Source organism: Aquariibacter albus (assembly GCF_014145335.1).
GTDB lineage: Bacteria > Pseudomonadota > Gammaproteobacteria > Burkholderiales > Burkholderiaceae_C > Aquariibacter > Aquariibacter albus.
In genome coordinates, this window is record NZ_JACIVI010000001.1 from 1,187,352 (window position 1) to 1,210,847 (window position 23,496).

A 23,496-nucleotide genomic window follows, 5' to 3' on the forward strand; every position below is an offset into this window, starting at 1 on the left:
CCGCGATTGCGAGGACCTTTCCCCATGACTCCGATTGTTGGCAGCATCGTCGCGCTGGTGACGCCGATGCATGAAGACGGCAGCGTCGACTACCCGGCCCTGCGCCGCCTGATCGACTGGCACATCGCCGAAGGCACCGATTGCATCGGTGTGGTCGGCACGACGGGCGAATCGCCGACCGTCAGCCACGAGGAACACCGCGAGATCCTGCGCGTGTCCGTCGAGCATGCGGCCGGCCGTGTGCCGATCATGGCGGGCTGCGGCTCCAACTCCACCCGCGAAGCCATCGAGCTGACGGCCTATGCCAAGGCCATCGGGGCCGACTGCACGCTGCAGGTCGTGCCCTACTACAACAAGCCGACGCAAGAGGGCATGGTCCGCCACTTCCAGGCCATCGCCGAGGCGGTGGACCTGCCGGTCGTGCTCTACAACGTGCCCGGCCGAACGGTCGCGGACATGGCCCCCGAGACCACGCTGCGCCTGGCCCAGGTGCCCGGCATCGTCGCGGTGAAGGAAGCCACCGGCAACATCGAGCGCGCCTGCTGGCTGATCCGCAATGCGCCCGAAGGCTTCAAGATCTATTCGGGCGACGACCCGACCGCCATCGCGCTGATGCTGCTGGGCGGTCACGGCAACATCTCGGTCACCGCCAACGTCGCTCCGCGCCTGATGCACGAGCTGTGCGAGGCGGCCATGGCCGGCGATGCGAAGCGCGCCACCGAGATCCACTTCAAGCTGCTGCCGGTGCACAAGCAGCTCTTCGTCGAACCCAATCCCATCCCGGTCAAGTGGGCGCTGGAGCGCATGGGCCGCAGCGGCGGCACCCTGCGCCTGCCGCTGCTGCCGGCTTCGGTGGCGACCCAGTCGGCCGTCGAGCAAGCGCTGACCGAGGCCGGCCTGCTCTGAGCCCCGCGGGCCCCCCCGGGCGCCCCGCCTTCTTTCCGAACCCTGCCGAGCTTCCGATGCATCGACGCTTTCCTGCCCTGCGCCTGGCCCCGTTCTGCCTGCTGATCGCCCTGGGCGGCTGCTCCTCGATCAACAAGACCCTGGAGGGCGAGAAGGTCGACTACCGCAGCGGCGGCAGCAAGCAGGTCAACCTGGACGTGCCGCCGGACCTGACCCAGCTGCAGAAGGACTCGCGCTACCAGCCGGTGGACGGCACGATCACCGCCTCCTCGGTGCAGAGCGGCGGCGGTCCGGTGGCCGGTGCCTCGCGCGAGGCCTCCGTCGCGCCGTCGACGGTGGGCAGCACCCGCCTGATGCGTGATGGCAATCAGCGCTGGCTGGTCACCTCGATGACGCCCGAACAACTCTGGCCGCTGCTCCAGCAGTTCTGGCAGGAGCGTGGTTTCGAGCTCGAGACCGAGCAGCGCGAGCTCGGCCTGATGCAGACGACCTGGGTCGAGAACCGGGCGAAGATTCCGCAGGACCTGATCCGCCGGGCCCTGGGTTCGGTGCTGGACGGCCTCTATGACTCCGGCGAACGGGATGCCTACCGCACCCGCATCGAGCGGACCGGCAGCGGTGCCGAGGTCTACATCTCGCACCGCGGCGCGATCGAGGTCTACGTGCGCAACGACCAGTCGCAGACGGCTTGGCAGCCGCGGCCCAGCGACCCGGATCTGGAGGCGACCATGCTGTCGCGGCTGATGCTCAAGCTCGGTGCGACCGAGGAGCAGGCCAAGGCGCAGAACCAGCAGATCGCTGCAGCCCCCTCGGCGGCCAGCGCGCGCGCCCGGCTGCTGCCCGGCACGCCGGCCGCGGGCATCGCGGTGGACGAGGGCTTCGACCGCGCCTGGCGCCGGGTGGGCCTTGCACTGGACCGCGTTGGCTTCACCGTCGAGGACCGCGATCGCGGCCAGGGCGTCTACTTCGTGCGCTACGTCGATCCGAACGAGACCGCACCGAAGGAGCCCGGACTCTTCCGCCGCATCTTCGGTGGCAGCGCGCCGAAGGAAGGGGGCCCGAGCCGCTACCGCATCGTCGCCGAGCGCGCGGCCGGCAACCAGACCGTGCTGCGCGTGCAGACGGAGAAGGGCGAGGCGGCGTCCACGCCGGCGGCCAAACGCATCCTCGACCTGCTGGTCGCCGAGCTGCGCTGAGACGCGGGAGCCGAGCACGCGTCACGGCCCCTTCTCAGGGCGCCGGGCGCGGCGCATAGCGCCTCGGACCCTGGCCTTCCCACGTTCACTGAGATCCGGGCGGGCATGCGCTTTCGCAGCCTCGGCAGCGGCAGCAAGGGCAACGCGACACTGATCGAGGCCGAGGGCCTGCGCGGTCGCAGTCGGCTCCTGGTCGATGCGGGCTTCACGCTTCGCGAACTGGTGCTGCGACTCGCCCGGGAGGGCCTGCAGCCCGAGTCGCTCGACGCCGTCTTCATCACCCATGAGCACGGTGACCACATCGGCTGCGCCGTCACGCTGGCACGCCGCCACCGCGTGCCGTTGTGGACCAGCCGCGGCACCTGGGCGGCGGTGTGCCGGCCGGGTGAAACCGAGGCCCTCCAGGCGGAGGGCCTGCTGCACTTCGTCCGCGATGGCGAGACCATCGAGCTCGGCGCGCTCGCCCTGCGGCCCTACACCGTGCCGCATGACGCCGCCGAGCCGCTGCAGCTCTGTGTCGAAGCGGGTGGACGGCGCCTGGGCCTGCTGACGGACACGGGCCAGTCCACGCCCCATCTGCTGGCCGCACTGGCCGGCTGCCAGGCGCTGCTGCTGGAAACCAACCACGACCCGGCGCTGCTGGCAGCCTCGCGCTATCCCGCCTCGCTGAAGGCGCGCATCGCCGGGCCCTGGGGCCATCTGGCCAATGCCGTGGCGGCCGACATCCTGGGTCGCTGCGCCCATCCCGGGCTGCGGCATGTGGTGGCGGCCCACCTCAGTGAACAGAACAACCAGCCGCAACTTGCCGCCGAGGCCCTGGCCGCGGCCCTGGGCTGTCCGACCGGCGAGATCGTGATCGCCGACGCGGCCCATGGCAGCCCTTGGCTCGACCTGGGCTGAGCCCCCGTACGGCGGGTCGCCCAGGAGTGGGCAGCGCGAGGCACCCACGAAAAAAAGCCGCCTTGCGGCGGCTTTCGAGCATCGCTTGCGGGCCTGCGGCCCGCCGATCTCAGTTGCTGGCGGCCGAAGCGGCAGCTTCCGGGGCCGAAGCGGCGGCCGGGGCCGAGGCTTCCACCGGGGCGGCGGCCGGGGCCGAAGCTTCCGGAGCCGGGGCCGGGGCGGCTTCTTGCGGCTTCTTGCCGCAGGCGACCAGGGCAGCAGCAGCGATCAGGGCGAGCAGGTAAGACTTGTTCATTGGGTTTTCCTAGTGCGGAGGAGGTTCGATCAAGGTGCGGAATCGGGTTCCGGCGCCGGTGTAACGCGACCATCGCCTTTCGGTTGACGGCCGCGCCGTCAACCCGTGATCAGGATTCCGGCGCTCGGCGCAGCCCAGGATTGTAGAGGCGTAATTGGTGCAGACCCTAGCCCTGCGTGAAGGAAACGTCAGCGGACGACAAGGCTGCTGTTGTAACGGCACCTCAGCACGCCTCGAGCCAGCCATCGAGCAGCCACTGCCGCAGCAGGCTGCGTGCGGCCGGGCTGGCCCGGCGCAGGCGGAGGGCGTCCAGCGCGCGGTGGTCGGCCAGGTCCTGCATCAGCTTGGCATCGCGGCCGGCGGCGGTCCAGCCCTCGCCGTTCAGGTAGATCCGCTGCGCGTCGTAGAGCATGCGGCTGCCGCGCGCGAGCCGCAGGCCGGCGGCCAGGGCCTGGGCCTCCCGGGCGTCCAGACCGGCCGTGTCCTCCTCGTCGAGCGGATCGAAGACGGCATCGGGGGCGGGTTCGCTGAGCCACTCACCCAGCGCGAGCTCGACCGCGGCCGGAGCGGCCAGCCGTTCGCGAACCTGCCGCACGGCATGGTGCTGCAGGGCTTCGGGGATGCGTCCGGGCTGGAGGGTCGCGGGCTGGCCGGGGTCACGGTAGCGAAGGGCCTCGGCCGGATCGTCCGGGTCCACGGCATCCAGCAGGCGGTTCAGCAGGGCATCGGCGAGTTCGGCGTGGGCCGGGGCCCGGAAGCCGATGGAAGCCGTCAGGCAGGCCCCGCCCTCCGCCACGCCATCGTGGCCCCAGCCTGGCGGCAGGTAGAGCATGTCGCCGGGCTCGAGCAGGTGCTCCTCGGTCGGTGCGAAGTGTTCGAGGATGCGCAGCGGCAGGCCGGCATGCAGGCGCTCGTCGCCCGGGGGGGCGATGCGCCAGCGCCGGGCGCCGCCGATCTGCAGCAGGAAGACATCGTAGGAATCGACATGCGGGCCGACGCCACCGCCCTCGCTGGCCCAGGACACCATCAGATCGTCCAGGCGCGCGGCGGGCAGAAAGGCGAAGCGGTCGAGCAGCGCCCGACCGGCCGGGAGATGGCGGTCCAGCCCCTGCACGAGCAAGGTCCAGCCCGGCTGCTCGGCCGGCGGAAGCTGACGGGAGCTGAAGGGGCCCTGCTGAAGCGACCACCCGCCGTCCGCCGCGGCGCGCCGGCTGCGCCCGGCAGGCCGGGCCTGGCGCTGGATGAGGCGGGCCGCCAAGCCGGGCTCGGCCGCCAGGCGCAGCAGCGCCTCGCGGTCGAGGCCCGCCCAGGCCGAGGCCGGCAGGGCCTGGCGGATCAGCAGGGGCTTCTTGTGCCAATGCCGGCGCATGAAGGCCGTCGGGCTGAGCCCTCCCAGGAGGGCGCAGGGCTGCTCGGTGACAGGCAGGGCATCGGCCGCACTGGGGCCGCGACGGGTGCGGCACGGGGCGGCGGCTTCGGCAGCCGAGGGGGTCTTGGGGGTCCGGGACATGCGGGGCATTGTGCGATCATGAATCCATGCACATTGCCGCGCCGTGTGTCGTCAGCCTGAGCTGGCGGCTCGAAGACACCCAGGGCCAGCTCATCGACGAGCTCATCGACCCCGTTGAATTCCTGATCGGGGGCGACGACCTGTTCGAACGCGTCGAGGAAGCCCTGATCGGGCAGGAAACCGGCTACAGCGCGACCCTGCACCTCGAACCCGACCAGGCCTTCGGCGAGTACGCACCCGAGCTGGTCTGTTTCGAGTCGCGCAGCCTCTTCGGTGAACACGTCGAGCCCGGCATGCAGTTCGACGGACTGCCCGAGGGAGCCGTCACCGAAGGCATGCCGCGCGAGGCCATCTACACGGTGACCGAGGTCTACGACGAGCATGTGGTGCTCGACGGCAACCATCCCCTGGCCGGCATCGCGCTGGTGCTCGCCCTGGTCGTGCGCGATGTGCGCGAGGCCTCCGAGCAGGAGATCGAACGCCGCAGCGTGGGCGAGGAATCCCTCTTCACCCCGGTCAGCGGCCCCCAGGCCGGGCAGGACACGCTGCACTGAGGCTCACCCGGTCGATCCGGGTTTGGCGGAAGCTCAGGGATTCGAACCCTGGAACCCTTGCGGGTTGCCGGTTTTCAAGACCGGTGCAATCGACCACTCTGCCAAGCTTCCCTGCCCGCGGCGCCGCAGCGCCTTCGGGACGGCGCGGATTGTGGCATCGCGCGGGCCGGGCCCGGCCTCAGCCCGGCTTGCAGGCCTGCGGGCAGGGCTGCTGCACGATGCGGCGGGCCTCGGCCTCCAGGCAGGCCAGGCTGAGCTGGCCGCCCCAGACGCAGCCGGTGTCGAGAGCCAGCAGGTCGGGTCGGTTGATCAGCCCCAGGGTGGACCAATGACCGAACGCGATCGGCGTGCCGGCGCTCGCCCGATCCGGCACCTCGAACCAGGGCAGCAGACCGGGCGGCGCCTGGGAGGCCCCCTCCTTCACCTCGAAGTCGAGCCGGCCGTCGCAGGCGTGGACGTAGCGGATGCGGGTCAGCGCGTTGACGGCGAAGCGCAGGCGGTCGTCGCCGGCAAGCCCCGGATCCCAGCGGTCAGGCTGGTTGCCATACATCACCGCCAGGAAGTCGCGCCAGTCCGGCGCGCGCAGGCAGTCGGCCACGGCCGCCGCCTCGCGCAGCGCGGTGGACGCATCCCAGGCGGGGGGCAGGCCGGCATGCACCATCAGCCAGCCTCCCGCCCTCAGGGCCAGCGCTTGATGGCGCAGCCAGTCGATCCAGGCCGGTGCCTCGGCATCGGCCAGGAGCGCGGACAAGGTGTCCTGGCGATGCGGTCGCCGCAGGCCCTGGCTCACGGCCAGCAGATGGAGGTCATGGTTGCCGAGCACGCACTGGACCGCCGAGCCCAGACCGGCCAGCATGCGCAGCGTGCCCAGCGAGTCAGGGCCCCGGTTGACCATGTCACCCAGCACCACCAAATGGTCGCGCGAGGGCGAAAAATCGACACGCTGCAAAAGCTGCAACAAAGCCTGCCTGCATCCTTGAACATCCCCGACGGCGTAGAGCATGGCTGCATTGTGAGCGGCTGCACGACGGCGGGGCGAGCCGGGCTGGCATCATGCGGCCCGCGGCGGATCCCACGGGCGGCCCGCCGCAACGATTGAGGCCGTATCAGCCCTGGAGACCTGGATGAACCCCACCCCGACGCTCTACATGCAGCCGCAGCTGCTCGACCGCAACCTGCACCGCGGCAAGCGCCTGCTGCCGGTGAAGGACTGGTCGGTCGCGGCGCGGATGACCGCCGTTCCGGTCGCGTCGAGCGAGTTCCCCGAGCTGTGCAAGGAGTACCTGATCGGCTTCGTGGCCGCGCCGGCCGCCGCCGGCCAGCCCGCCACGCAGGCCACGGTGGCCCCGGTGGTGGTGCTGGGCCTGCGGGATCAGGAGAACCTCTTCGTCGCGACCGACGGCAGCTGGGATGCCCGCTACCAGCCGGCCTTCCTGCGCCGCTATCCGCTGGGCTATGCCGCCACCGGCGAGAACCAGCGCAGCGTGATCGTCGACACCGCCTGGCCCGGTTTCAACGAGGCCGAGGGCGAGCTCCTGCTGCAGGACGACGGCCAGCCCAGCCCCTGGCTCGCGCAGCAGATGAAGTTCCTCGATGCCTTCGAGGTGGAGCTGCAGCGCACCCGCGTGCTCTGCCACGTGCTGGTGCAGCACCAGTTGCTCAAGTCGGTGAACCTGGACGTGACGCTGCCGGGCGGCCAGAAGCAGACCGTCGCGCAGATCCAGGTCGTCGACGAGACCAAGCTGCGCGCGCTGCCGGAATCCACCCTGGCCGAGCTGCTGCGCAACGGCGCCATCGGCCTGATGCATGCCCACCTGATCTCGACCAGCAACGCGGTGCGGCTGACCGAGCGCCTGAGCCGGCGGCAGGCGGCCGCGCGGGCCTGAAGCAGCCCGCCCCCGGACGGGGGACTGTCGGCCGCTCGCAACGCCGCGGGACGGGACCGTCATGTGGCGCTACCGATAATCTCTGGTCTCGAACCGGTTTCGCCGGCTCGCTCCACGTATTCGGACCCGTCGATGTCGAGCACCTTGAAGGCCCTGATCCGATTGATGCGGCCCCATCAGTGGCCGAAGAACGCCTTCGTTCTGGCCGGTGCCTTCTTCACCCACGGCTGGGACGAGGCCGCCACCCTGCAGCGTGTGCTGGTGGCGACCCTGGCCTTCTGCCTGGCGTCCAGCCTGGTCTACCTGCTCAACGACTGGGTCGACCGCGAGGCCGATGCCCGCCACCCCACCAAATGCCGGCGCCCGCTCGCCAGCGGCCAGGTCGGCGCAGGAGGCGCGCTGGGGCTGGGCCTGGCGCTCGCGGCCGGCCTGCTCGCCTGCGTGCTCGGCCAGCCGGTGCTGGCGCTGCTGGTCGGCCTCTACCTGCTCATCAACATCGCCTACTCCTTCAAGCTCAAGCATGTGGCGGTGATCGACGTCTGCCTGATCAGCGCCGGCTTCATGCTGCGCCTGCTGGCGGGCACGGTGGCGGTGGGCATCCCGCCCTCGCGCTGGCTGCTGGTCACCGGGCTTTTCGTCACGCTCTTCCTCGGCTTCAGCAAGCGCCGGGCGGAGGCCTCGCATGACGCAGCCTCGCAGCGCCGGGTCATGAAGCAGTACAGCCTGCCGCTGCTCGATACCTATGTGGCGATGGCCATGACGGCCACTCTGGTCACCTACGGCCTCTACGCCACCAGCCCCGAGACCCAGGCCCTGCACGGCGAACGCCTGGTCTACAGCCTGCCGCTGGTCGTCTTCGGCATGCTGCGCTTCACCCAGCGTGTGCATGGCGGCCAGGGCGAGGACGCCGCCTCCGACATCGCACGCGACCCCTGGCTGATCGCCGCCCTGCTGGGCTGGGCTGCGGTCTTCGTGGTCGGGCGGTGAGGGTGGTCGCCGAGCACGCCGCACGCCGCGAGGACCGCATCGCCCCCCGCCCGCGCTGGCTGCGCCTGGCCGGCGGTGCGGCCCTGGCGGCCAGCCTGTATGCCCTGGTGCTGGGCCTGTGGCAGGCCGATGCGCTGGCCGCCGCCTGGGACAAGCTGCGCCCTGGCACCGTGCTGGCCGTGATCGGCCTGTGCTGGCTGAACTACCTGCTGCGCGGCTGGCGCTGGTGGGCCTGGCTGGCGCAGAACGGCTGCCGCCTGAAACTGCGCCGGGCGATGCGGCTTTACCTGTGCGGCTACGCCTTCACGGCCACGCCGGGCAATGTGGGCGAGGCGCTTCGCGGCACCTGGGTGCGGCCGGGCGAGCCGATGCGCGCGCTGGGCATCTTTGGTGCCGAGCGCCTGGCCGATCTCTTCGCCCTGCTGCTGCTGAGCCTGGCCGCCGCCCCGGTGCTGTGGCCGGCCCTGCGCGGCCGCCTGAGCGACTGGGGCAGCCATCACCGCGAGGAGATGCTGCCGCACATGATCGAGCTCCTGACCCTGGCCGGCGACGGCGTGCTGCTGGCGGTGCTGCTCGGCCTGTCGGCCCTGCTGATGGCCGGCGGCCTGGCCCTGATCCTGAGCCTGCGCCGCTGGTGGCCGACCTGGCTGGCCGAGGCCGGCCGCTGCCTGCGCGTGCGGCCCTGGCGCTGGCTGCTGAGCACGCTGCTGGCTTGGGGCGGCCAGGGCCTGGCCGTCTGGCTGCTGGCACGCGACCTGGCTCTGCCGCTGGACCTGGGCTTGGCCACTGGCTACTACGCTGCGGCGATGGTGGGCGGTGCGCTCAGCGCGCTGCCCGCGGGCCTGGGCTCGATGGAAGCCCTGCTCACCGCCATGCTGGTCGCCAGCGGCGCCGCGCTGGCACCTGCGCTGGTGCTGGTGCTGTTGGTGCGTGTGTTCACGCTGTGGCAAGCCATCGTCGCCGGCGCACTGATCCTGGCCTGGAGCCTGATCGTCCTGAAAGATCCCCGGCTGGGCTGAGCGATCATCGGCGCCGCCCGCCGCCCGCCGCCCCCTCCCCGTTCCTGCGTATGCACGCCTCCCTGCCGTCCGACCCTGCCCCGCCTTCCCGCTGGGCCCCCTGGCTGATCGTCGTCGGCCTGGGCAGCCTGCTGCTGCGCGCGCTGATCGCCTGGAAACTGCCGATCACCGGCGACGAGGCCTTCTTCTGGTGGTGGGGCGTCTATCCGGACTGGGGCTACTCCGACCACCCGCCCATGGTCGGCTGGTTCAATGCCGCGATGGGTCGGCTCCTCGGCGATTCCGTCTTCGCGATGCGCCTGCCGGCCGTGCTGCTGCCCCTGCTGGTCGGCGGCGCGATCGGCCTGGCGCTGCGCGGTCTGGACCGCGAGCGTGCCGCGGTCGCGGTGCTGCTGTTCTGGCTGACGCCGATCGGCCTGCTGCAGGTGCTGATGACCACCGACATCCCGCTGGCGCTGTGGAGCGCGCTGTCGGTGGCCGTGCTGTGGCAGGCCGAGCGCCGCGAGCGGCTCGATGGCCGGGCCCTGGCGCTCTACGCGCTGGCCGGCCTCTTCCTCGCGCTGGCCTTCCTGTCGAAGTACTTCGCGGTGCTGCTGGGCCTGGCCTACCTGGCCCACTTCGCACTGTTCCGCCGCGAGCGGCTGGCCGGCTTCGCCCTGCTCGTGCTGGTGGCCCTGATCGGCCCGGCCCTGCACCTGGCCTGGAATCAGGCGCACTGCTGGCCGAACGTGATGTTCAACCTGATCAATCGCAACGAGGGCGAGGTCTTCGAGTGGCGCAAGCCCGGCCTCTACCTCGGCATGATGGTCTACCTGCTGACCCCGGGGGCCGCCTGGCTGGCCTGGCGCGAGCGCGGCCGCCTGGGCCCCGCGCTGCGCGCGCACCGCCTGCTGGCCTGTGTGGTGATCGTGCCGCATGCGGTCTTCGCGCTGCTGGCCTTCAAGAAGGTCATCGGCTTGCACTGGGTGCTGGCCTTCTACCCCTTCCTCTTCGCGCTGCTGGCCTTCCTGCTGCCGCGCGCGACGCTGCGCAAGGCGGTCATCGCGGTGGCGGTGTTCGGCGGCCTGCATGTGCTGGCCGCGCTGGGCGTGATGGCCAGCTCGCTGGAGCACTGGCAGCGCAGCAGCCTCTACCCCTCCATCGTGCGCTCGGTCAAGACGGACGCGCTGCTCGCCCAGGTCGAGTCACCGGGGGTGATCGTGATGGCCAGCGCCTTCACGCCGGCCTCGATCTACGGCCATGCACGGCGGCACTACATGCCGGTCTTCGGCCCCGGCAAGTTCCACTCGCGGCAGGACGACCAGCTCGTCGACTTCGCCGACTTCGAAGGCAACACCCTGCGCATCCTCGTCGGCAACAAACCAGTCGACCTGGCCGGTTACGCGCCCTACTTCGACCAGGTGCGTGCCTTCAACGTGCAGCAGGATGGCGCCACCTTCCACGTGATCGAAGGCCAGGGCTTCCGCCTGGCCGCCTACCGCCTGGGCGTGCTGGCCGAGATCGACCGCCGTTACTACCAGATCCCTCGCTGGCTGCCGATGTCCGACTGCGCTTTCTGCCGGCGCCTGTGCGGTGCCGTGCGCTGCAGCGGAGCCGAACCCAAGGTGGCCCCCACCGCCCTGCCCGCAGCCGACGCCCCCCGCGCCCCCCTGCATCTGGCCGAACCGCTGCGCGCGGCGCGCGCAGCGCCTGCCCCAGCCGGAACCACGGCTCCGGCCGAGCTCGGGGAATGAGCCTGGCCATGCAGCCCGGGCGCGATCCCGCCGGTCCGGTCGTCGCCGCCTTCGACTTCGACGGCACCCTCACCCGCGGCGACAGCCTGATCCCCTGGCTGCGCGGCGGCCAGGGCCCCGCCCGCCTCGGCTGGGCCCTGGGCAAGACCCTTCCAGCCCTGGCCGCCTGGCAACTCGGCCGCATCAGCAACGAAGCCGCCAAGCTGGTGCTGCTGCGCCACACCGTCGCAGGTCGCTCCCGCGACGAACTGGCCGCATGGACCGACCGGTTCCTGCACGAAGCCCTGCCCGGCCTGCTCGACCCACGCGCCCTGAAGCGCCTCGCCGAACACCGGGCCGCCGGCCACCGCTGCGTGATGGTCAGCGCCTCGCCCGAGGTCTACCTGGAGGCCGTGGCCCGCCAGCTCGGCTTCGACGCCCTGCTCTGCTCCCGCCTCGAATGGCAGGGTGGGTGCGCCACCGGGCGCCTGATCGGCGCGAACTGCCACGGCGAGGAGAAGGTCCGCCGCCTGCAGGTCTGGTGGGCCGATCAGCCCCCCTCGGCGGTCTGGGCCTACGGCGACACCCGCGGCGACCGGCCGATGCTGGCCCTGGCCGACCACGGCATCTATGTCGGAGCGCCCGACGGGCGGGGCCACTACGAGCGCCTTCCCCCCCTGAAAACCTGAGCCAGCCCCTGGACGGCAGGCCACGGCACCTGCCGCCCCAGCCCGTCTGAGATTCCATCAGGCCCATGAAGAAGCCGGGCACGGGGGCCCGGCTTCAACGATGTGTATGCACAGGGTCTCGTCTGGTCGTGAGCTCTCCATGCTCATCGTTCTCTCCAGACCTCGTCATGTCATCTGATGTGTCCGGAGTCCCGGGCTAAACCCACTGAGCTGCCCAAGCTCAAGCAGCAGGTCGTCTCGGAGTTGCTGGAGACGGTGCTCGGCCAGGGCGCGGCTTGAGCACGGCCGGGACCGCCAAGGGCCAGATCCCGAAGGAGCCGATTCCATGACCGCCGCCGAACAAGTGTTGATCGACAAGATCAAGCAGCTACCGCCTCAGCGCATGGCCGAGGTGGAGGACTTCGTCGATTTCCTGCGCGCCCGTGAAGACGAGCACCGCCTGACCCACGCCGCCGCCAAGGCCAGCAAGGCAAGCTTCGCCCAGGTATGGGACAACAACGAGGATGCGGCTTACGACCGCATGTGAGGCCCCATGGCCAACGCCTCGAGGTTCAGCTTCGCCGACGTGGTGCTGGTGCCGTTTCCGTTCACGGACTAGTCGGGCACCAAGAAGCGCCCGGCCGTCGTCGTCTCGAGCGCCAGCTACAACGCCAGCCGGCGCGACATCGTGATCATGGCCATCACCAGCCAAGTACGGCAGCCGCTGGGCTTCGGTGAGGCCATGGTCTCCGACTGGCAGGCCGCAGGCCTGGTGAAGGCCTCGGTGCTCAAGCCGGTCTTCACCACCATTGAGCAGCAGCTCGTCATCCGCACGATGGGCAGGCCCTCCTCGGCCGATGACAAGGCGCTGCGCGAGGTCGTCGGGGATGTGATCGGGTGAGGATCGGCCGGAGGTTTGAGGCAAGACTCAAGACCGACCCCGAGGTCGCGGAGCCCCGCAAGACAGAGGCAGTTGCGCGTTCAACCTTAGTCGTCGCACTTGGGATTGGGGTGCAGCGCTGGATCGACGCGCGAGCGAGCAACTCCTTTTGCGAGCAGCCAGTCTTGTACCTGGTCGCGGTAGGTGAAGGCCTCGGATGGGGCAAGCGTGTTCGCTCGATAACTGTTCCGAAGAACGCACATCACCGTCCCGAAGCGATCCCGCGCTTCATGCCGTGCGCCGTTTTCCAACAGCCAATGCACTGCTCGCCAGTCTCCTAGCTTGCTAAAGACAATCGCGGCGGTTTCACCGCTACCAAGGTCCAGATTGACATCTGCACCATGGCGCAGCAAGCGCGTTGCGCGTTCGAACCGCCTCTCGCCCAAGGCTCGGCGCTCCTGCAGCAAGACCATCAGGGCACTCTTTGGTACCCCGATGCGAAGCACCTTGTTCGGATCAGCCTTGTAGCGCACGAGCAGCAGTTCGAACATTGCATCGCTCGGTGAGGGCGCGCCCATGATCATCGCTGTCATGCCGCCCTTGGTCGACTTGTTCACATCGGCGCCGGCTTCCAGCAAAGCCTCCGCAGCCTTGACGCTGTCGGAGGCTGTTGCATAAAGCAGCAGGTGCACGGTGTCGTGGCCCCAAGCGGTCTTTACTTCCCTGGTCTCATGGTTGACGTTGAGTCCCTGCCGGATCAGTTGGCGCAGCGTTGCCGCATCGTCGCGCTTGATGGCCCGCGCGGCTTCGATGTATGGCCCAGTCTCGAAGACTTGGCCCTCGATCGACTTGTCATCGGCCATCGCTGTGCATCCCGTCAATAACGCCATGGTCAACACCGCCGCGCCAAATCTCTGCTTCATTTGCCCCCCTTGGCATAGGCATCCATGCCTCGCAGCACGTAGTCCATGCCGTGCAGATCGAGTGGCGTCATCTTAAAGATGTTGTTGCGCTCGAAGATGTTCATGCTTTGACCTTGCGCATCGACAGCATCGATCGTGATCTGCCGTCCGGCAGCATCGGGAAGAAGGATCGCTGCACTTTGAACCGTCCCGAGGTTCGTGGGGACAGGTCAATACACCAAAACCAAGCACCAGCATTGTTATGCAAACTATAGCGAGGCAAAGAAGTTTTTTACCAAATTCTCAGCAATTAAATGACTGCCAGATAATGACATATGATTATCATCATAATATAAGGCGACGCCACTTCTTATTACATAGCAATAGTCCGATTCACAAAATGAATCTGCCGGGTTAATTACCCCAACACTTGCATTAAGTGACTTTAAAATCGCCCCCCCGACTCGGGGTATATATTATTCCAATCAGAAAGTTTGCGAGAAATAATTGATCCGGACAAGTCGGCTGCATTTTTTGTCAAGTATTTATTTATATGAGCCAGCGGCAATGGGGCCTGCAGAACGAGGACAACCTTTTTCCCGGCATCGGATAGGTCATTGGCCATGCTAGCAAGGGCATTCCTATACACGGCGTTACTCCATTGCCCTTCGTTTCTGTAGCTCAGAACAACATACTCAATTTGCTTATCCAAAACCAAATTATCGACAACCTTACGATGCCACCTTCCACAAACAGTACCACTTTCTTCAGCGATTTTATAGTTGGAATAACAGCCGCTCATGGCGTGATGAATAATCCCAACATTTCTATCCTTCAGTATGCTCGCAATTGAATAAGCAAGCTCCGTAGCATGACTGTTGCCGAATACAGCAACCTTGCTTCTATTGGAAAAATAACGACACGGCTCCCTAAATAATGAATCATTTACCTGAATAAACTCACAGCTTGCGCGCACAGGACTTGCGGAAACAGAAGATACAACGCGAGCCTGATCGTCATTGAACCTAAGATTGGTTATCTTGTCGTTATAAAAGTGTCCCACTAAACCAATAGCAACAAAAAAAGAACCAAAGCTCAGTGAAGATAGGAAAATATGCTTTCTGGAGATAATTGATTTGTCTCTGAATAAAGTTTCAACGTACCTCCAACTGAAATAGGCAAGCACCAAAGCCAGAATGGAAAGCGCAAGAAAAACATTATGAGTTGGCTCTGTCAGGCTTGCTTGTCTGGCAAAAGCGAAGAGAGGTTGATGCCAGAGATATGCGCTGTAGCTTATCAAGCCGACACCAACAAAAACCTTGTTGCCAACAAACTTACCAACCGCAGTCTGTTGCGTAGCGAACAAGATAATTAAAACGGCACCTAGCGTTGGTACAAGAGCGTATAGGCCGGGGAACGGTGTCTTCTTGTTGTAGGCGAAAACAGCATAGAGAATTAACGCCACACCCAACCAGCCGCCCAACTCACTAACAGCCCTGCCAAAATCTTTGCACCTAGCTTTAGACAAATAAAAGGCGGCAAAGGCACCGACAAGCAACTCCCAACTGCGTGCAGGCAGCAGATAAAAGGCTTCTGCTGGCCTTGCATAAGCTGCCCACTGCGCCAAAGCAAGACTGGCGACAAATACAAGCCCCAGTGTAACCAACACCCAGCGCCTGCCCAATCTCCAAAACAGCATTAGGAAAAGAGGGAACAGCACATAATACTGCTCCTCTACCGCCAAGCTCCAAGTATGCAAGAGTGGCTTAAGTTCCGCCTTCGCATCAAAATAGCCGGACTCAAGATAAAACAAAATATTAGAAGCAAAAAAAGATACTCCAACCAAGCTTTGAGAGAAATCTTTCATATCGCTCAGCACCAACAACAACCAAGCGAACGGGATACAGACAAGCATTACAAGAAACAAGGTTGGCAAGATGCGCCTAGCACGTCGCTCGTAGAAATTAATGATGGAGAACTTGCCCTGCTCAAGCTCCGCCAAAATGATGGTCGTTATCAAGTAGCCGCTGATAACGAAAAAAACATCGACACCGACAAAGCCGCCACTAAACGCCTCAAAGCCTGCATGGAATAATATGACTGGCAGTACAGCCAACGCTCTAAGTCCGTCAATCTCTCGTCTGTAGTCCATGGTGTCTTGCTTGCTATCAGTTGCTAGTCGTACCTGCGTGCCGAGCCACAGCCGCCGGGCGCCATCAGGTTGGTTTTCGCGATTTTATCTGTGAATCGCCCCGGTTTTTCCAGATACCGGTGAGCCTCGGGGAATAGCGCTGCTCGACCTCTATCGGCGACAGGCCGGCGATCGTCGGGTGGCGCCGCGTGGGGTTGTCGAACAGCTCGATGTAGTTGAAGTGAGCCGGTCGCGCGTCCTGGCACGTGTCGTAGATGCGGCGTTTGATCCGTTCGCGCTTGAGCAATTGGAAGAAGCTCTCGGCCAGCGCGTTGTCGTGGCCGTTGCAGCGCCGGCTCATGCTGCTGAGCAGGTTGTGGTCGCGCAGGAATGTCTGCCGGTCATGGCCGATGAACTGGCACCCCTGATCGGAATGGATCAGCACCTGCTGCTTCGGGCGTCGACGCCAAAGGGCCATCGTCAAGGCGTCGAGTACCAGGCGCGTGTCGATGCGCTGGCCTATCGGCCAGCCCACGACCATGCGCGACCACAGGTCGAGCACGACCGCAAGGTACAGCCAGCCCTCGTGCGTGCGGATGCAGGTGATGTCGGTCATCCACGACTGGTTCAGCGCCTGCACCGTGAACTCGCGTTGCAGGTGGTTGGGCGCCACCACCGCCGGCTTGCCACCGCGCAGGGAAGGCCTCCTTCGCGAGCGCAGGCCGGCGGCCTTGAGCAGGCGCGCCACGCAGCGCTTGCCACACTGCTCGCCCAGATCTCGCATGTACTGCGCCAGCTTGCGGTAGCCGTAGACGCCACTGCTCTCTAGCCATGCCTGCTTGAGCAGCCCCTGCAGGCGCTCGTCCTCTCGCTGGCGCGCGCTACTCGGCTCGGCGCGCCTGGCGTATAACCTACCGGGACGCACGCTCATCACCTTGCACAGCCTGCGCACGGTGTGGTTCCCGGATTCCTGCTCGATGAACGCGTACCTCACCCGGACTGCTTGGCGAAGTACGCGGCGGCCTTTTTTAGGATGTCGCGCTCCTCAGTCACGCGCCGCAGTTCGGCCTTCAGCCGCCGCACCTCCTCGGATTGGACGGCCTGCGCCTGCCGCTCAGCAGCGGGCTGCCGTCGCTCCTTGATTCACTCGTGCAGGCAGTGCTGGCTGATACCCCGCTGAGCAGCCACGTCGGCCACCCGGTGGCCCTTCTCCACGACCTGGCCGACCGCCTCGACCCTTGAGCTCTTGCGTGCACCGCTTCGTGCTCATCGCACCTCCTGCTTTGCCTGAAATTTGAGGCTCGCAGGTGGCTACGGATTCCGGGGCGATTCAGGCGGTCCCGCCCCCGTCGCATGCGACGGGGGCGGGACCGCTGCCCGCTTCAGGGCCAGGCGCTCACGAAGCCGCGACGCACCGGACCGCGGCACCCAGCGGGCACCGCGGGGCTCGGCCGCATCCGCAGCGTGTGAAGGCAGCCCTGCCCGCCCTGTTCAGGGCTTGGGCCGAATCGCATCGGCCGTTCCCTGAACGAAGGCCTTGATCTTCTCCACCTGCTCCGGGGTGAGCTTGCCGGTGAAGTCCGGCATGCCCTTGCCCATGGCCGGCCCCTTGAAGACCCATCGGTCGAGATGACGCAGGATCTTCGGCGAGGAGTAGCCGAGGTTCGGGATGTTGCCGCCGCGGTCCACACCAGGCACCCCATGGCAGAACACGCAATGGCTCACGTAGAGCGCCGTGCCTTCCTGCACATGGGCGGGGTCGTAGCTCACGCCGGCCACCAGATCGCCAAGCGGGTACTTGGCAAAGGCCGGCATGGCCGCCTTGCCGCCCACGGCGAAGGTGTAGACCGTGCCGGGCGTGGCGCGGTCGGTGGCGCGCTGGAACAGACCAAAGACACCCCCCCAGCCGACGGCGATCGAGACGTACTGCCTGCCGTCGACCTCGTAGGTGATCGGCGCGGCCACCACGCCGGTGCCGGTCGGCGATTCCCACAGGCGTTCGCCCGTCTTGGCGTGGTAGGCCACGAAGCGACCGTCCGCCGTGCCCTGGAAGACCAGGCCCCCGGCGGTGGTAAGCGTTCCGCCGTTCCACGGTGCCGCGTGTTCCTGGCGCCAGACCTCCTTCTGCTGGACGGGGTCCCAGGCAATCAAGCGGCCGAAGGCCTTGCTGGTGGGCGGCTGGGCGTTGATCGTCATCCCGGTGTTCCAGCCGGTGCCGCTCATCGGCTGACCCGCCACGTTGGAGCCGTGCTTCTGCCAGCTGGGGTCCTCGCCCAGGGTCAGCGGCACGTTCTGCGCGGGGATGTAGGCCAGCCCCAGCTCCGGGTTGAAGGACATGCTGTGCCAGTTGTGCGCGCCGAAGGGGCCGGGCACGGAGTCGTAGGGCTTGCTGCGATCGCGAGCGCCCGCCACCTCGATGGGCCGGCCCTTCTTGTCGTAGCCGCTCGCCCAGTTCACGTCGACGAAGTTCTTCGCGGAGATGAACTTGCCGTTGGTCCGGTCGACGACGAAGAAGAAGCCGTTCTTCGGCGCATGCATGACCACCTTGCGAAGCTGGCCATCGATCTTCAGGTCAGCCAGGATCAGATCCTGCACGGAGGTGTAATCCCAGTTGTCGCCAGGCGTCTCCTGGTAATGCCAGACATATTTTCCGGTGTCCGGATTGAGCGCGACGATGGAGCCCAGGTAGAGATTGTCGCCACCGGCCGGACTGCGTTTGGCGTGGGACCACGGCGAGCCGTTGCCCGTCCCGACATACATCAGGTTCAGTTCTGGATCAAAGACCATCGAGTTCCAGACCGTACCGCCCCCGCCGGACTCCCAGTACTTGCCGCGCGGATCCCAGGTCTTGGCTGCGGCGGCCATCGATTCATCCTCGAAGGGCTTGCTCGGATCCCCCGGCACGGTGAACCAGCGCCACTTCTGGTCGCCGCTGACCGCGTCATAGGCGGTGATGTAGCCGCGCACGCCGAACTCCGCCCCCCCGTTGCCGATGATCACCTTGCCCTTGAAGACGCGCGGTGCACCGGTCACGGTGTACGAACGCTTGCGGTCGATCAGCGTGTCCTTCTCCCACAGCACCTTGCCGCTCGCGGCGTCCAGCGCGATCAGACGGCCGTCGTAGGCCGCGACATAGACCCGCCCCTGCCACAGCGCAACCCCGCGGTTCACGACGTCGCAGCAGCCCTTGTAGGCCTGGCTGCGGTCGACCTTCGGGTCGTGGGTCCACAGGCGCTTGCCGGTGCGCACGTCGACGGCATGAACCACGCTCCAGGGGGCCGTCACGTACATCACCCCATCCACGACCAGCGGCGTGGCCTCGACCCCGCGGGTCGACTCCAGGTCATAGGACCACACCAGCCCCAGCTCCCGGACATTGCCGGCGTGGATCTGCTTCAGTTTGCTGAAACGCGTCTCGGCGTAATCGAGACCATAACTCGGCCATTCCCGGGTATGGGCAGCATTCGCCTGGATGTACTGGCCATCGACTTTGCCGGCGGGAGCCTTCGGCGCATCGGCCGCCTGGACCGGTATGGCAATATTCACGCTCAACACGGCGCAAAGAAACGCCTGCATGAATTTTCGCAAGGTCGCCGATTGCGGCTGTGCGGGGGTTTGGATCATGTCATCTCCTACGGGCTTCTGAAATCAGCCCTGCCGCCTTCGCGGCGACAGCGCCAGGCCGTAGGCTCGCAATCCCGAGGCGTTCAGCCCACCTCAGTAGAAACCCGCACGAAAAAATGTTCTGCGGCGTTCCATTTCGGCCTGAAACGGCAGGAACCCTTCCCGGCCGAAGGCTCAGGACCGTCTCGCAAGCCCGCGCTCACCCCAAAGACAAAGCCCCGGGTCCGACCAGCGGACCCGGGGCTTGAAGGGCGATCGGCGTCGGCTGACGCCGGACGCAGCGATTTACATGTGGTCGATCATCACCTGCCCGAAACCCGAGCAGCTGACCTGGGTCGCGCCTTCAAGCAGGCGGGCGAAGTCGTACGTGACCTTCTTGCTCAGGATGGACTTCTCCATGCTGCTGATGATCAGGTCGGCCGCTTCGAACCAGCCCATGTGGCGCAGCATCATCTCGGCCGAGAGGATTTCCGAACCGGGGTTCACGTAGTCCTTGCCGGCGTACTTGGGCGCGGTGCCGTGGGTGGCCTCGAACATGGCGACGCTGTCGCTCAGGTTCGCCCCCGGGGCGATGCCGATGCCGCCGACCTGCGCGGCCAGCGCGTCGGAGACGTAGTCACCGTTGAGGTTCAGCGTGGCGATGACGCTGTACTCGGCCGGGCGCAGCAGGATCTGCTGCAGGAAGGCGTCGGCAATCGCGTCCTTGACGACGATGTCCTTGCCGGTCTTCGGGTTCTTGAACTTGCACCACGGGCCGCCGTCGATCAGCTGCGCACCGAACTCGGCCTGGGCCACGCCGTAGCCCCAGTCCCGGAAGCCACCTTCGGTGAACTTCATGATGTTGCCCTTGTGCACGATGGTCACGCTGGGCTTGTCGTTGTCGATGGCGTACTGGATGGCCTTGCGCACCAGGCGCTCGGTGCCTTCCTTGGAGACCGGCTTGATGCCGATGCCCGAGGTCTCCGGGAAGCGGATCTTCTTGACGCCGAATTCGTCCTGCAGGATCTTGATGAGCTTCTTGGCCTTCTCGCTCTGGGCCTCGAACTCGATGCCGGCGTAGATGTCCTCGGAGTTCTCGCGGAAGATGACCATGTCGGTCTTCTCCGGCTCCTTGACCGGGCTGGGCACGCCCTTGAAGTACTGGATGGGGCGCAGGCAGACGTAGAGGTCCAGCTCCTGGCGCAGCGCCACGTTCAGGCTGCGGATGCCGCCGCCGACCGGGGTGGTCAGCGGGCCCTTGATCGAGACCACGTACTCCTTGAGCACCTGCAGGGTCTCTTCCGGCAGCCAGACGTCCGGACCGTAGACCTTGGTCGACTTCTCGCCGGCGTAGATCTCCATCCAGTGGATCTTGCGCTTGCCGCCGTAGCTCTTCTCGACGGCGGCGTCGACCACCTTGATCATCACCGGCGTGATGTCGAAACCGGTGCCATCGCCCTCGATGTAGGGAATGATGGGCTGGTCGGGAACGTTCAGCGAGAAGTCGGGGTTGACCGTGATCTTCTGGCCGCCCGCGGGCACCTGGATGTGCTGGTACATGGGGGGGAAATCTCCGCTCGGTGATGAGGGGGTGGGTCGAGGGCAGCGAATGGTGGTGACCGCCACTGCCATGCAAAACGCGGTCGCATTTTAGGCAGCAGACTGACGCAGGCCCGACAAGGGCGCAGTCTGCTCAGCACAGATCGCGCCCGGGGAAATGCCCCCCTTGCCAGACCAGCCACGCCCCGCTGGCCAGCAGGGCTGCACCGGCCAAGCGCAGGGCCAGTCGCTGCGCCCAGGCGCGGGGCTGGCCCGCACCGGATCGCTGCAGGCGCGGCAGCAGAGCCAGGCCGCCACCGCTGCCCAGGGCAAAGGCCGCCATCACCACGGCACCCGCGGCCGGGCCGGGGGCCTGCACGGCCAGCATGAGGGCCGAGGCCAGCAGGCCGCAGGGCAGCAGGATCCAGCCACTGCCGAGCAAGGCGCCCCGGGCCAGGCGGGATGCGCCGCCGCACGCCGGCCCCGGCGCGCCGGCCGCAGCCGGCTGCAGCCAGATCACGCGCGCGGCGGGCCTCAGGGCCTGCAAGCAGCCGCGCAGGCCCTGGCTGAGGGCTTCCAGCCCGGCCTCCAGCACCGCCGGCCAGCGGCCGGCCAGCAGCAGCCACAGGCCCAGGGCCAGGGTGGCCAGGTGCATCAGCAGGAACAGCGGACGCAAGAAGCCCTGCCCCCCGACCAGGGTTTGCAGCGGAGCCGCGCCGCCGGCCGCCACCGCGCCGGCCAGCGTGTAGGCCAGCCCGCGGCCGACCTGCCAGCCCAGCGCGGCCGCGGGTCCGCCGCCGGCCACCCGCTGGGCCGCGGCACAGGGCGCCGTGCACATCGCCAGGCAGTGCGGCGTGCCGGCCAGGCCGAGCAGGGCTGCGGCCGTGGCCAGGCTGAGCAAGAGAGGGCTGGACATGCAGAGGATGGGAAGGAGCCCGCCGGCGACCCGGCGGCGCCGACGGGAACCGGTTGCCAGGAGCCGACTGTGCCCCGCAGCGTGCCGCGCCGGCTTGATGCAACGCAAGTCGGGCGTGGGCCCTGGCAAGGACGGACGCACGCGCACAATCGCCACATGGCCGTGATCCTGCCCTTCTCCCCCAAGCCCCTGCCCGCGGACCCGCCGCCCTCGCTGCCGGCGCTGCGAGCCGCCTGCTCCGGCTGCCAGCTGCGCGAGCTCTGCCTGCCCGTCGGCCTCGAGGACCAGGACCTCGAACGCCTCGAAGGCCTGGTCGGCGGGCGCCGCCGCGTGGCGCGCGGCCAGACCCTGTTCCAGGCCGGCGAGCGCTTCCGGGCCCTCTACGCGGTGCGCAGCGGTTTCTTCAAGACCGTGGTCGCCTCCGAGGGCGGCCGGGCGCAGGTGACGGGCTTCCAGATGGCCGGCGAGTTGCTCGGCCTCGACGGCATCGGCAGCGATCACCACGCCTGCGACGCCATCGCGCTGGAGGACAGCCAGGTCTGCGAGATCGCCTACGCCGACCTCGAGCGCATCACCCACGACCTGCCGCCGCTGGCCCACCAGTTCCACCGCATCCTCAGCCGCGAGATCGTGCGCGACCAGGGCGTGATGCTGCTGCTCGGCCGCATGACGGCCGAGGAGCGGGTGGCCGCCTTCCTGCTCAACCTCAGCCAGCGCCTGCAGGCCCGTGGCTACGCCGCCCAGGCGCTGCGGCTGCGGATGACGCGCGAGGAGATCGGCAGCTACCTCGGCCTCAGCCTGGAAACCGTCAGCCGGACCTTCAGCAAGCTGCAGGACGAGGGCCTGCTCCAAGTGCAGCAGCGCGAGCTGAAGCTGCTGGACCTGCCGGCCCTGCGGCAGCGCGTCGAGCCCTGCGGCTGAGCGCAGGCGCCGGCCTCAGGCGGGCGCTTCGGGATCAAAGAGCCGGCGGAAGAGGCGGGCCCAGCTCGGGTCCATGGTGCGCTGTTCCAGCCGCTCACGCACGACCTGGCGGCCGTCGTCCAGGCCGACCCGCAGGAGCTCGTACCGGTCATGCTTCGGATCGACCGACAGGGCCACCAGCCGGGGATGGACGGCCAGCCAGTCGGCCAGCGCGGCATCCTCCTGCGCAAGCTGCGTCAGCTGTCCGGCCAACCAGAGCCGCAGGTGAAGAAAGACGGTGCCGCGGTAATCCTCGGCCTGCAGCGCCTGCAGGCTGGCCCGCACCAGGGGCAGGTTCTCGCGGTGGCCCGCCTGGCCGCCGAAGAGCAGGCCGATGCCCTCCTGGCCGCGCAGGGCGTGTACAGCGCTCGCGGCCTCCTCGGCCGCCGCAAGTGCCTCCACCCGCAGGCTGCCACCCGGCCGCCGGTCCAGGAAGGCCGCGCCCGTGGCACTGGCCAGTGCGGCGCAGATGGACGTGCCGTTGACCAGCAGCCCCAGATGGCTCAGGCCCAGGACCTCGGCCAGGGAATGGCCCAGGGCCGCGCCGGTGCGCGCGCGCAGCGCGAACTGCTCTCCGAGGCTCAGGGGCTGAGCCTGCACCGTCCAGGACGGCAGCAGCGAAAGGGCCGGCAGCAGGCCGCCGGCCAGCAGGCCACGCCGCCTCACCGGCCGGCCTCGGGCGCAGGCCGCGGTGTCGCGGCATGGTTGCGCCCCTGCAGGGCGGGGGTGGCACGGCCCTCGAGGGCGGCGGGCTGCGTCGGCAGCACGAGGTCGGCGCCACGGCTGGCGATGACCACGGTGCCGAGGCCGGCCACGACGACGAGGGCCGGACCGCCGAGCACCAGCCACATGAAGCGCTCGCGCCACCAGGGGGCGGGGGCGGCCGGCTCCGGCCGGGCGGGGGAAGCGAGGGAGGGCATGGTGGGATCCTT

General features: G+C 67.5%; 22 protein-coding genes, 1 tRNA gene and 2 pseudogenes. 12 read left to right on the plus strand and 13 right to left on the minus strand.

Going from position 1 to position 23,496, the window contains the following annotated elements; translation table 11 throughout:
* Positions 1–24: 24 nt before the first annotated feature.
* From dapA to H4F90_RS05300, 3 genes are all read left to right on the plus strand, one after another.
* Positions 25–906 (plus strand): 4-hydroxy-tetrahydrodipicolinate synthase, encoded by an 882-nt coding sequence (gene dapA / locus H4F90_RS05290; protein ID WP_182662143.1) that lies wholly within the window; start codon positions 25–27, stop codon positions 904–906.
* A gap of 56 nt (positions 907–962) precedes the next feature.
* Complete coding sequence (bamC, locus tag H4F90_RS05295; protein WP_182662145.1) at positions 963–2,102, plus strand: outer membrane protein assembly factor BamC; 1,140 nt, start codon at positions 963–965, stop codon at positions 2,100–2,102.
* A gap of 105 nt (positions 2,103–2,207) precedes the next feature.
* On the plus strand, positions 2,208–3,002 hold the full coding sequence (locus H4F90_RS05300; protein ID WP_182662147.1) for an MBL fold metallo-hydrolase: 795 nt from the start codon (positions 2,208–2,210) through the stop codon (positions 3,000–3,002).
* Between the two features lie 109 nt (positions 3,003–3,111).
* Here H4F90_RS05300 and H4F90_RS05305 read toward each other — a convergent pair whose 3' ends face one another.
* Both H4F90_RS05305 and H4F90_RS05310 read right to left on the minus strand, forming a co-directional pair.
* The gene (locus tag H4F90_RS05305; RefSeq protein ID WP_182662149.1) at positions 3,112–3,297 is read right to left on the minus strand and encodes a hypothetical protein; all 186 of its coding nucleotides are present in this window, start codon (positions 3,295–3,297) and stop codon (positions 3,112–3,114) included.
* Between the two features lie 223 nt (positions 3,298–3,520).
* The gene (locus H4F90_RS05310; protein WP_182662151.1) at positions 3,521–4,807 is read right to left on the minus strand and encodes a cupin domain-containing protein; all 1,287 of its coding nucleotides are present in this window, start codon (positions 4,805–4,807) and stop codon (positions 3,521–3,523) included.
* 26 nt (positions 4,808–4,833) lie between these two features.
* Between H4F90_RS05310 and H4F90_RS05315 the strand changes: the two genes are divergently transcribed.
* Positions 4,834–5,361: an FKBP-type peptidyl-prolyl cis-trans isomerase gene (locus tag H4F90_RS05315; protein ID WP_182662153.1), complete on the plus strand. Its 528-nt coding sequence runs from the start codon at positions 4,834–4,836 to the stop codon at positions 5,359–5,361.
* A 23-nt stretch (positions 5,362–5,384) separates the two neighbouring features.
* On the opposite strand, the gene H4F90_RS05320 is transcribed toward H4F90_RS05315, so the two are convergent.
* Both H4F90_RS05320 and H4F90_RS05325 read right to left on the minus strand, forming a co-directional pair.
* A tRNA-Ser gene (locus H4F90_RS05320) sits at positions 5,385–5,472 on the minus strand.
* A 67-nt stretch (positions 5,473–5,539) separates the two neighbouring features.
* On the minus strand, positions 5,540–6,364 hold the full coding sequence (locus H4F90_RS05325) for a symmetrical bis(5'-nucleosyl)-tetraphosphatase (protein ID WP_182662155.1): 825 nt from the start codon (positions 6,362–6,364) through the stop codon (positions 5,540–5,542).
* A gap of 121 nt (positions 6,365–6,485) precedes the next feature.
* Between H4F90_RS05325 and H4F90_RS05330 the strand changes: the two genes are divergently transcribed.
* The 7 genes and pseudogenes from H4F90_RS05330 to H4F90_RS05360 form a co-directional block, all read left to right on the plus strand.
* Positions 6,486–7,247, plus strand: a complete 762-nt coding sequence (locus H4F90_RS05330; protein WP_182662157.1) for a SapC family protein — start codon at positions 6,486–6,488, stop codon at positions 7,245–7,247.
* A 132-nt stretch (positions 7,248–7,379) separates the two neighbouring features.
* Entirely contained in the window at positions 7,380–8,234 is an 855-nt protein-coding gene (locus H4F90_RS05335; RefSeq protein WP_182662159.1) for a decaprenyl-phosphate phosphoribosyltransferase, read from the plus strand.
* Positions 8,231–9,253 carry a lysylphosphatidylglycerol synthase transmembrane domain-containing protein gene (locus H4F90_RS05340; RefSeq protein ID WP_182662161.1) on the plus strand — a complete coding sequence of 341 codons (1,023 nt, stop codon included), beginning with the start codon at positions 8,231–8,233 and terminating at the stop codon, positions 9,251–9,253. The genes H4F90_RS05335 and H4F90_RS05340 overlap by 4 nt, the downstream gene beginning before the upstream one ends.
* Before the next feature lie 50 nt (positions 9,254–9,303).
* A complete protein-coding gene (locus tag H4F90_RS05345; protein ID WP_182662163.1) occupies positions 9,304–10,986 on the plus strand; it encodes a glycosyltransferase family 39 protein in 1,683 nt (560 codons plus the stop codon).
* Entirely contained in the window at positions 10,983–11,654 is a 672-nt protein-coding gene (locus tag H4F90_RS05350) for an HAD family hydrolase (protein WP_235971959.1), read from the plus strand. The genes H4F90_RS05345 and H4F90_RS05350 overlap by 4 nt, the downstream gene beginning before the upstream one ends.
* Before the next feature lie 325 nt (positions 11,655–11,979).
* Positions 11,980–12,180 (plus strand): DUF2281 domain-containing protein, encoded by a 201-nt coding sequence (locus H4F90_RS05355; RefSeq protein ID WP_182662165.1) that lies wholly within the window; start codon positions 11,980–11,982, stop codon positions 12,178–12,180.
* A gap of 93 nt (positions 12,181–12,273) precedes the next feature.
* A pseudogene (locus tag H4F90_RS05360) lies at positions 12,274–12,534 on the plus strand (hypothetical protein); the annotation flags it as partial.
* Between the two features lie 86 nt (positions 12,535–12,620).
* On the opposite strand, the gene H4F90_RS05365 reads toward H4F90_RS05360, so the two are convergent.
* From H4F90_RS05365 to H4F90_RS05390, 7 genes and pseudogenes are all read right to left on the minus strand, one after another.
* Entirely contained in the window at positions 12,621–13,436 is an 816-nt protein-coding gene (locus H4F90_RS05365; protein WP_182662167.1) for an ankyrin repeat domain-containing protein, read from the minus strand.
* A gap of 248 nt (positions 13,437–13,684) precedes the next feature.
* Positions 13,685–13,888, minus strand: a complete 204-nt coding sequence (locus tag H4F90_RS15845) for an SGNH hydrolase domain-containing protein (RefSeq protein WP_407926173.1) — start codon at positions 13,886–13,888, stop codon at positions 13,685–13,687.
* A complete protein-coding gene (locus H4F90_RS05370; RefSeq protein ID WP_182662169.1) occupies positions 13,861–15,567 on the minus strand; it encodes an acyltransferase family protein in 1,707 nt (568 codons plus the stop codon). Before H4F90_RS05370 ends, H4F90_RS15845 begins: the two co-directional genes overlap by 28 nt.
* Positions 15,568–15,631: 64 nt before the next feature.
* A pseudogene (locus H4F90_RS05375) lies at positions 15,632–16,761 on the minus strand (IS3 family transposase).
* A gap of 276 nt (positions 16,762–17,037) precedes the next feature.
* Positions 17,038–19,122 carry a PQQ-dependent dehydrogenase, methanol/ethanol family gene (locus H4F90_RS05380; RefSeq protein WP_235972062.1) on the minus strand — a complete coding sequence of 695 codons (2,085 nt, stop codon included), beginning with the start codon at positions 19,120–19,122 and terminating at the stop codon, positions 17,038–17,040.
* Between the two features lie 333 nt (positions 19,123–19,455).
* Positions 19,456–20,709, minus strand: a complete 1,254-nt coding sequence (gene icd, locus H4F90_RS05385) for an NADP-dependent isocitrate dehydrogenase (protein WP_182662173.1) — start codon at positions 20,707–20,709, stop codon at positions 19,456–19,458.
* A 133-nt stretch (positions 20,710–20,842) separates the two neighbouring features.
* The gene (locus tag H4F90_RS05390) at positions 20,843–21,604 is read right to left on the minus strand and encodes an urease accessory protein UreH domain-containing protein (protein ID WP_182662175.1); all 762 of its coding nucleotides are present in this window, start codon (positions 21,602–21,604) and stop codon (positions 20,843–20,845) included.
* 156 nt (positions 21,605–21,760) lie between these two features.
* On the opposite strand from H4F90_RS05390, the gene fnr reads away from it, so the two are divergent.
* On the plus strand, positions 21,761–22,525 hold the full coding sequence (gene fnr / locus H4F90_RS05395; RefSeq protein WP_182662177.1) for a fumarate/nitrate reduction transcriptional regulator Fnr: 765 nt from the start codon (positions 21,761–21,763) through the stop codon (positions 22,523–22,525).
* A 15-nt stretch (positions 22,526–22,540) separates the two neighbouring features.
* On the opposite strand, the gene H4F90_RS05400 is transcribed toward fnr, so the two are convergent.
* Both H4F90_RS05400 and H4F90_RS05405 read right to left on the minus strand, forming a co-directional pair.
* Complete coding sequence (locus tag H4F90_RS05400; RefSeq protein ID WP_182662179.1) at positions 22,541–23,230, minus strand: hypothetical protein; 690 nt, start codon at positions 23,228–23,230, stop codon at positions 22,541–22,543.
* Positions 23,227–23,484, minus strand: a complete 258-nt coding sequence (locus H4F90_RS05405; protein ID WP_235971960.1) for a nitrogen fixation protein FixH — start codon at positions 23,482–23,484, stop codon at positions 23,227–23,229. Before H4F90_RS05405 ends, H4F90_RS05400 begins: the two co-directional genes overlap by 4 nt.
* Between the last annotated feature and the right edge of the window lie 12 nt (positions 23,485–23,496).

What these genes read in the sequence shown, in the direction of transcription:
- bamC (WP_182662145.1), top strand. Translation starts at nt 963, where the DNA reads ATGCATCGACGCTTTCCTGCCCTGCGCCTGGCCCCGTTCTGCCTGCTG.
- H4F90_RS05310 (WP_182662151.1), bottom strand. Translation starts at nt 4,807, where the DNA reads ATGTCCCGGACCCCCAAGACCCCCTCGGCTGCCGAAGCCGCCGCCCCG.
- H4F90_RS05370 (WP_182662169.1), bottom strand. Translation starts at nt 15,567, where the DNA reads ATGGACTACAGACGAGAGATTGACGGACTTAGAGCGTTGGCTGTACTG.
- H4F90_RS05315 (WP_182662153.1), top strand. Translation starts at nt 4,834, where the DNA reads ATGCACATTGCCGCGCCGTGTGTCGTCAGCCTGAGCTGGCGGCTCGAA.
- H4F90_RS05325 (WP_182662155.1), bottom strand. Translation starts at nt 6,364, where the DNA reads ATGCTCTACGCCGTCGGGGATGTTCAAGGATGCAGGCAGGCTTTGTTG.
- H4F90_RS05405 (WP_235971960.1), bottom strand. Translation starts at nt 23,484, where the DNA reads ATGCCCTCCCTCGCTTCCCCCGCCCGGCCGGAGCCGGCCGCCCCCGCC.
- dapA (WP_182662143.1), top strand. Translation starts at nt 25, where the DNA reads ATGACTCCGATTGTTGGCAGCATCGTCGCGCTGGTGACGCCGATGCAT.
- H4F90_RS05345 (WP_182662163.1), top strand. Translation starts at nt 9,304, where the DNA reads ATGCACGCCTCCCTGCCGTCCGACCCTGCCCCGCCTTCCCGCTGGGCC.
- H4F90_RS05350 (WP_235971959.1), top strand. Translation starts at nt 10,983, where the DNA reads ATGAGCCTGGCCATGCAGCCCGGGCGCGATCCCGCCGGTCCGGTCGTC.
- H4F90_RS05330 (WP_182662157.1), top strand. Translation starts at nt 6,486, where the DNA reads ATGAACCCCACCCCGACGCTCTACATGCAGCCGCAGCTGCTCGACCGC.
- fnr (WP_182662177.1), top strand. Translation starts at nt 21,761, where the DNA reads ATGGCCGTGATCCTGCCCTTCTCCCCCAAGCCCCTGCCCGCGGACCCG.
- H4F90_RS05365 (WP_182662167.1), bottom strand. Translation starts at nt 13,436, where the DNA reads ATGAAGCAGAGATTTGGCGCGGCGGTGTTGACCATGGCGTTATTGACG.
- H4F90_RS05300 (WP_182662147.1), top strand. Translation starts at nt 2,208, where the DNA reads ATGCGCTTTCGCAGCCTCGGCAGCGGCAGCAAGGGCAACGCGACACTG.
- H4F90_RS05335 (WP_182662159.1), top strand. Translation starts at nt 7,380, where the DNA reads ATGTCGAGCACCTTGAAGGCCCTGATCCGATTGATGCGGCCCCATCAG.
- H4F90_RS05355 (WP_182662165.1), top strand. Translation starts at nt 11,980, where the DNA reads ATGACCGCCGCCGAACAAGTGTTGATCGACAAGATCAAGCAGCTACCG.
- icd (WP_182662173.1), bottom strand. Translation starts at nt 20,709, where the DNA reads ATGTACCAGCACATCCAGGTGCCCGCGGGCGGCCAGAAGATCACGGTC.
- H4F90_RS05380 (WP_235972062.1), bottom strand. Translation starts at nt 19,122, where the DNA reads ATGCAGGCGTTTCTTTGCGCCGTGTTGAGCGTGAATATTGCCATACCG.
- H4F90_RS05390 (WP_182662175.1), bottom strand. Translation starts at nt 21,604, where the DNA reads ATGTCCAGCCCTCTCTTGCTCAGCCTGGCCACGGCCGCAGCCCTGCTC.
- H4F90_RS05305 (WP_182662149.1), bottom strand. Translation starts at nt 3,297, where the DNA reads ATGAACAAGTCTTACCTGCTCGCCCTGATCGCTGCTGCTGCCCTGGTC.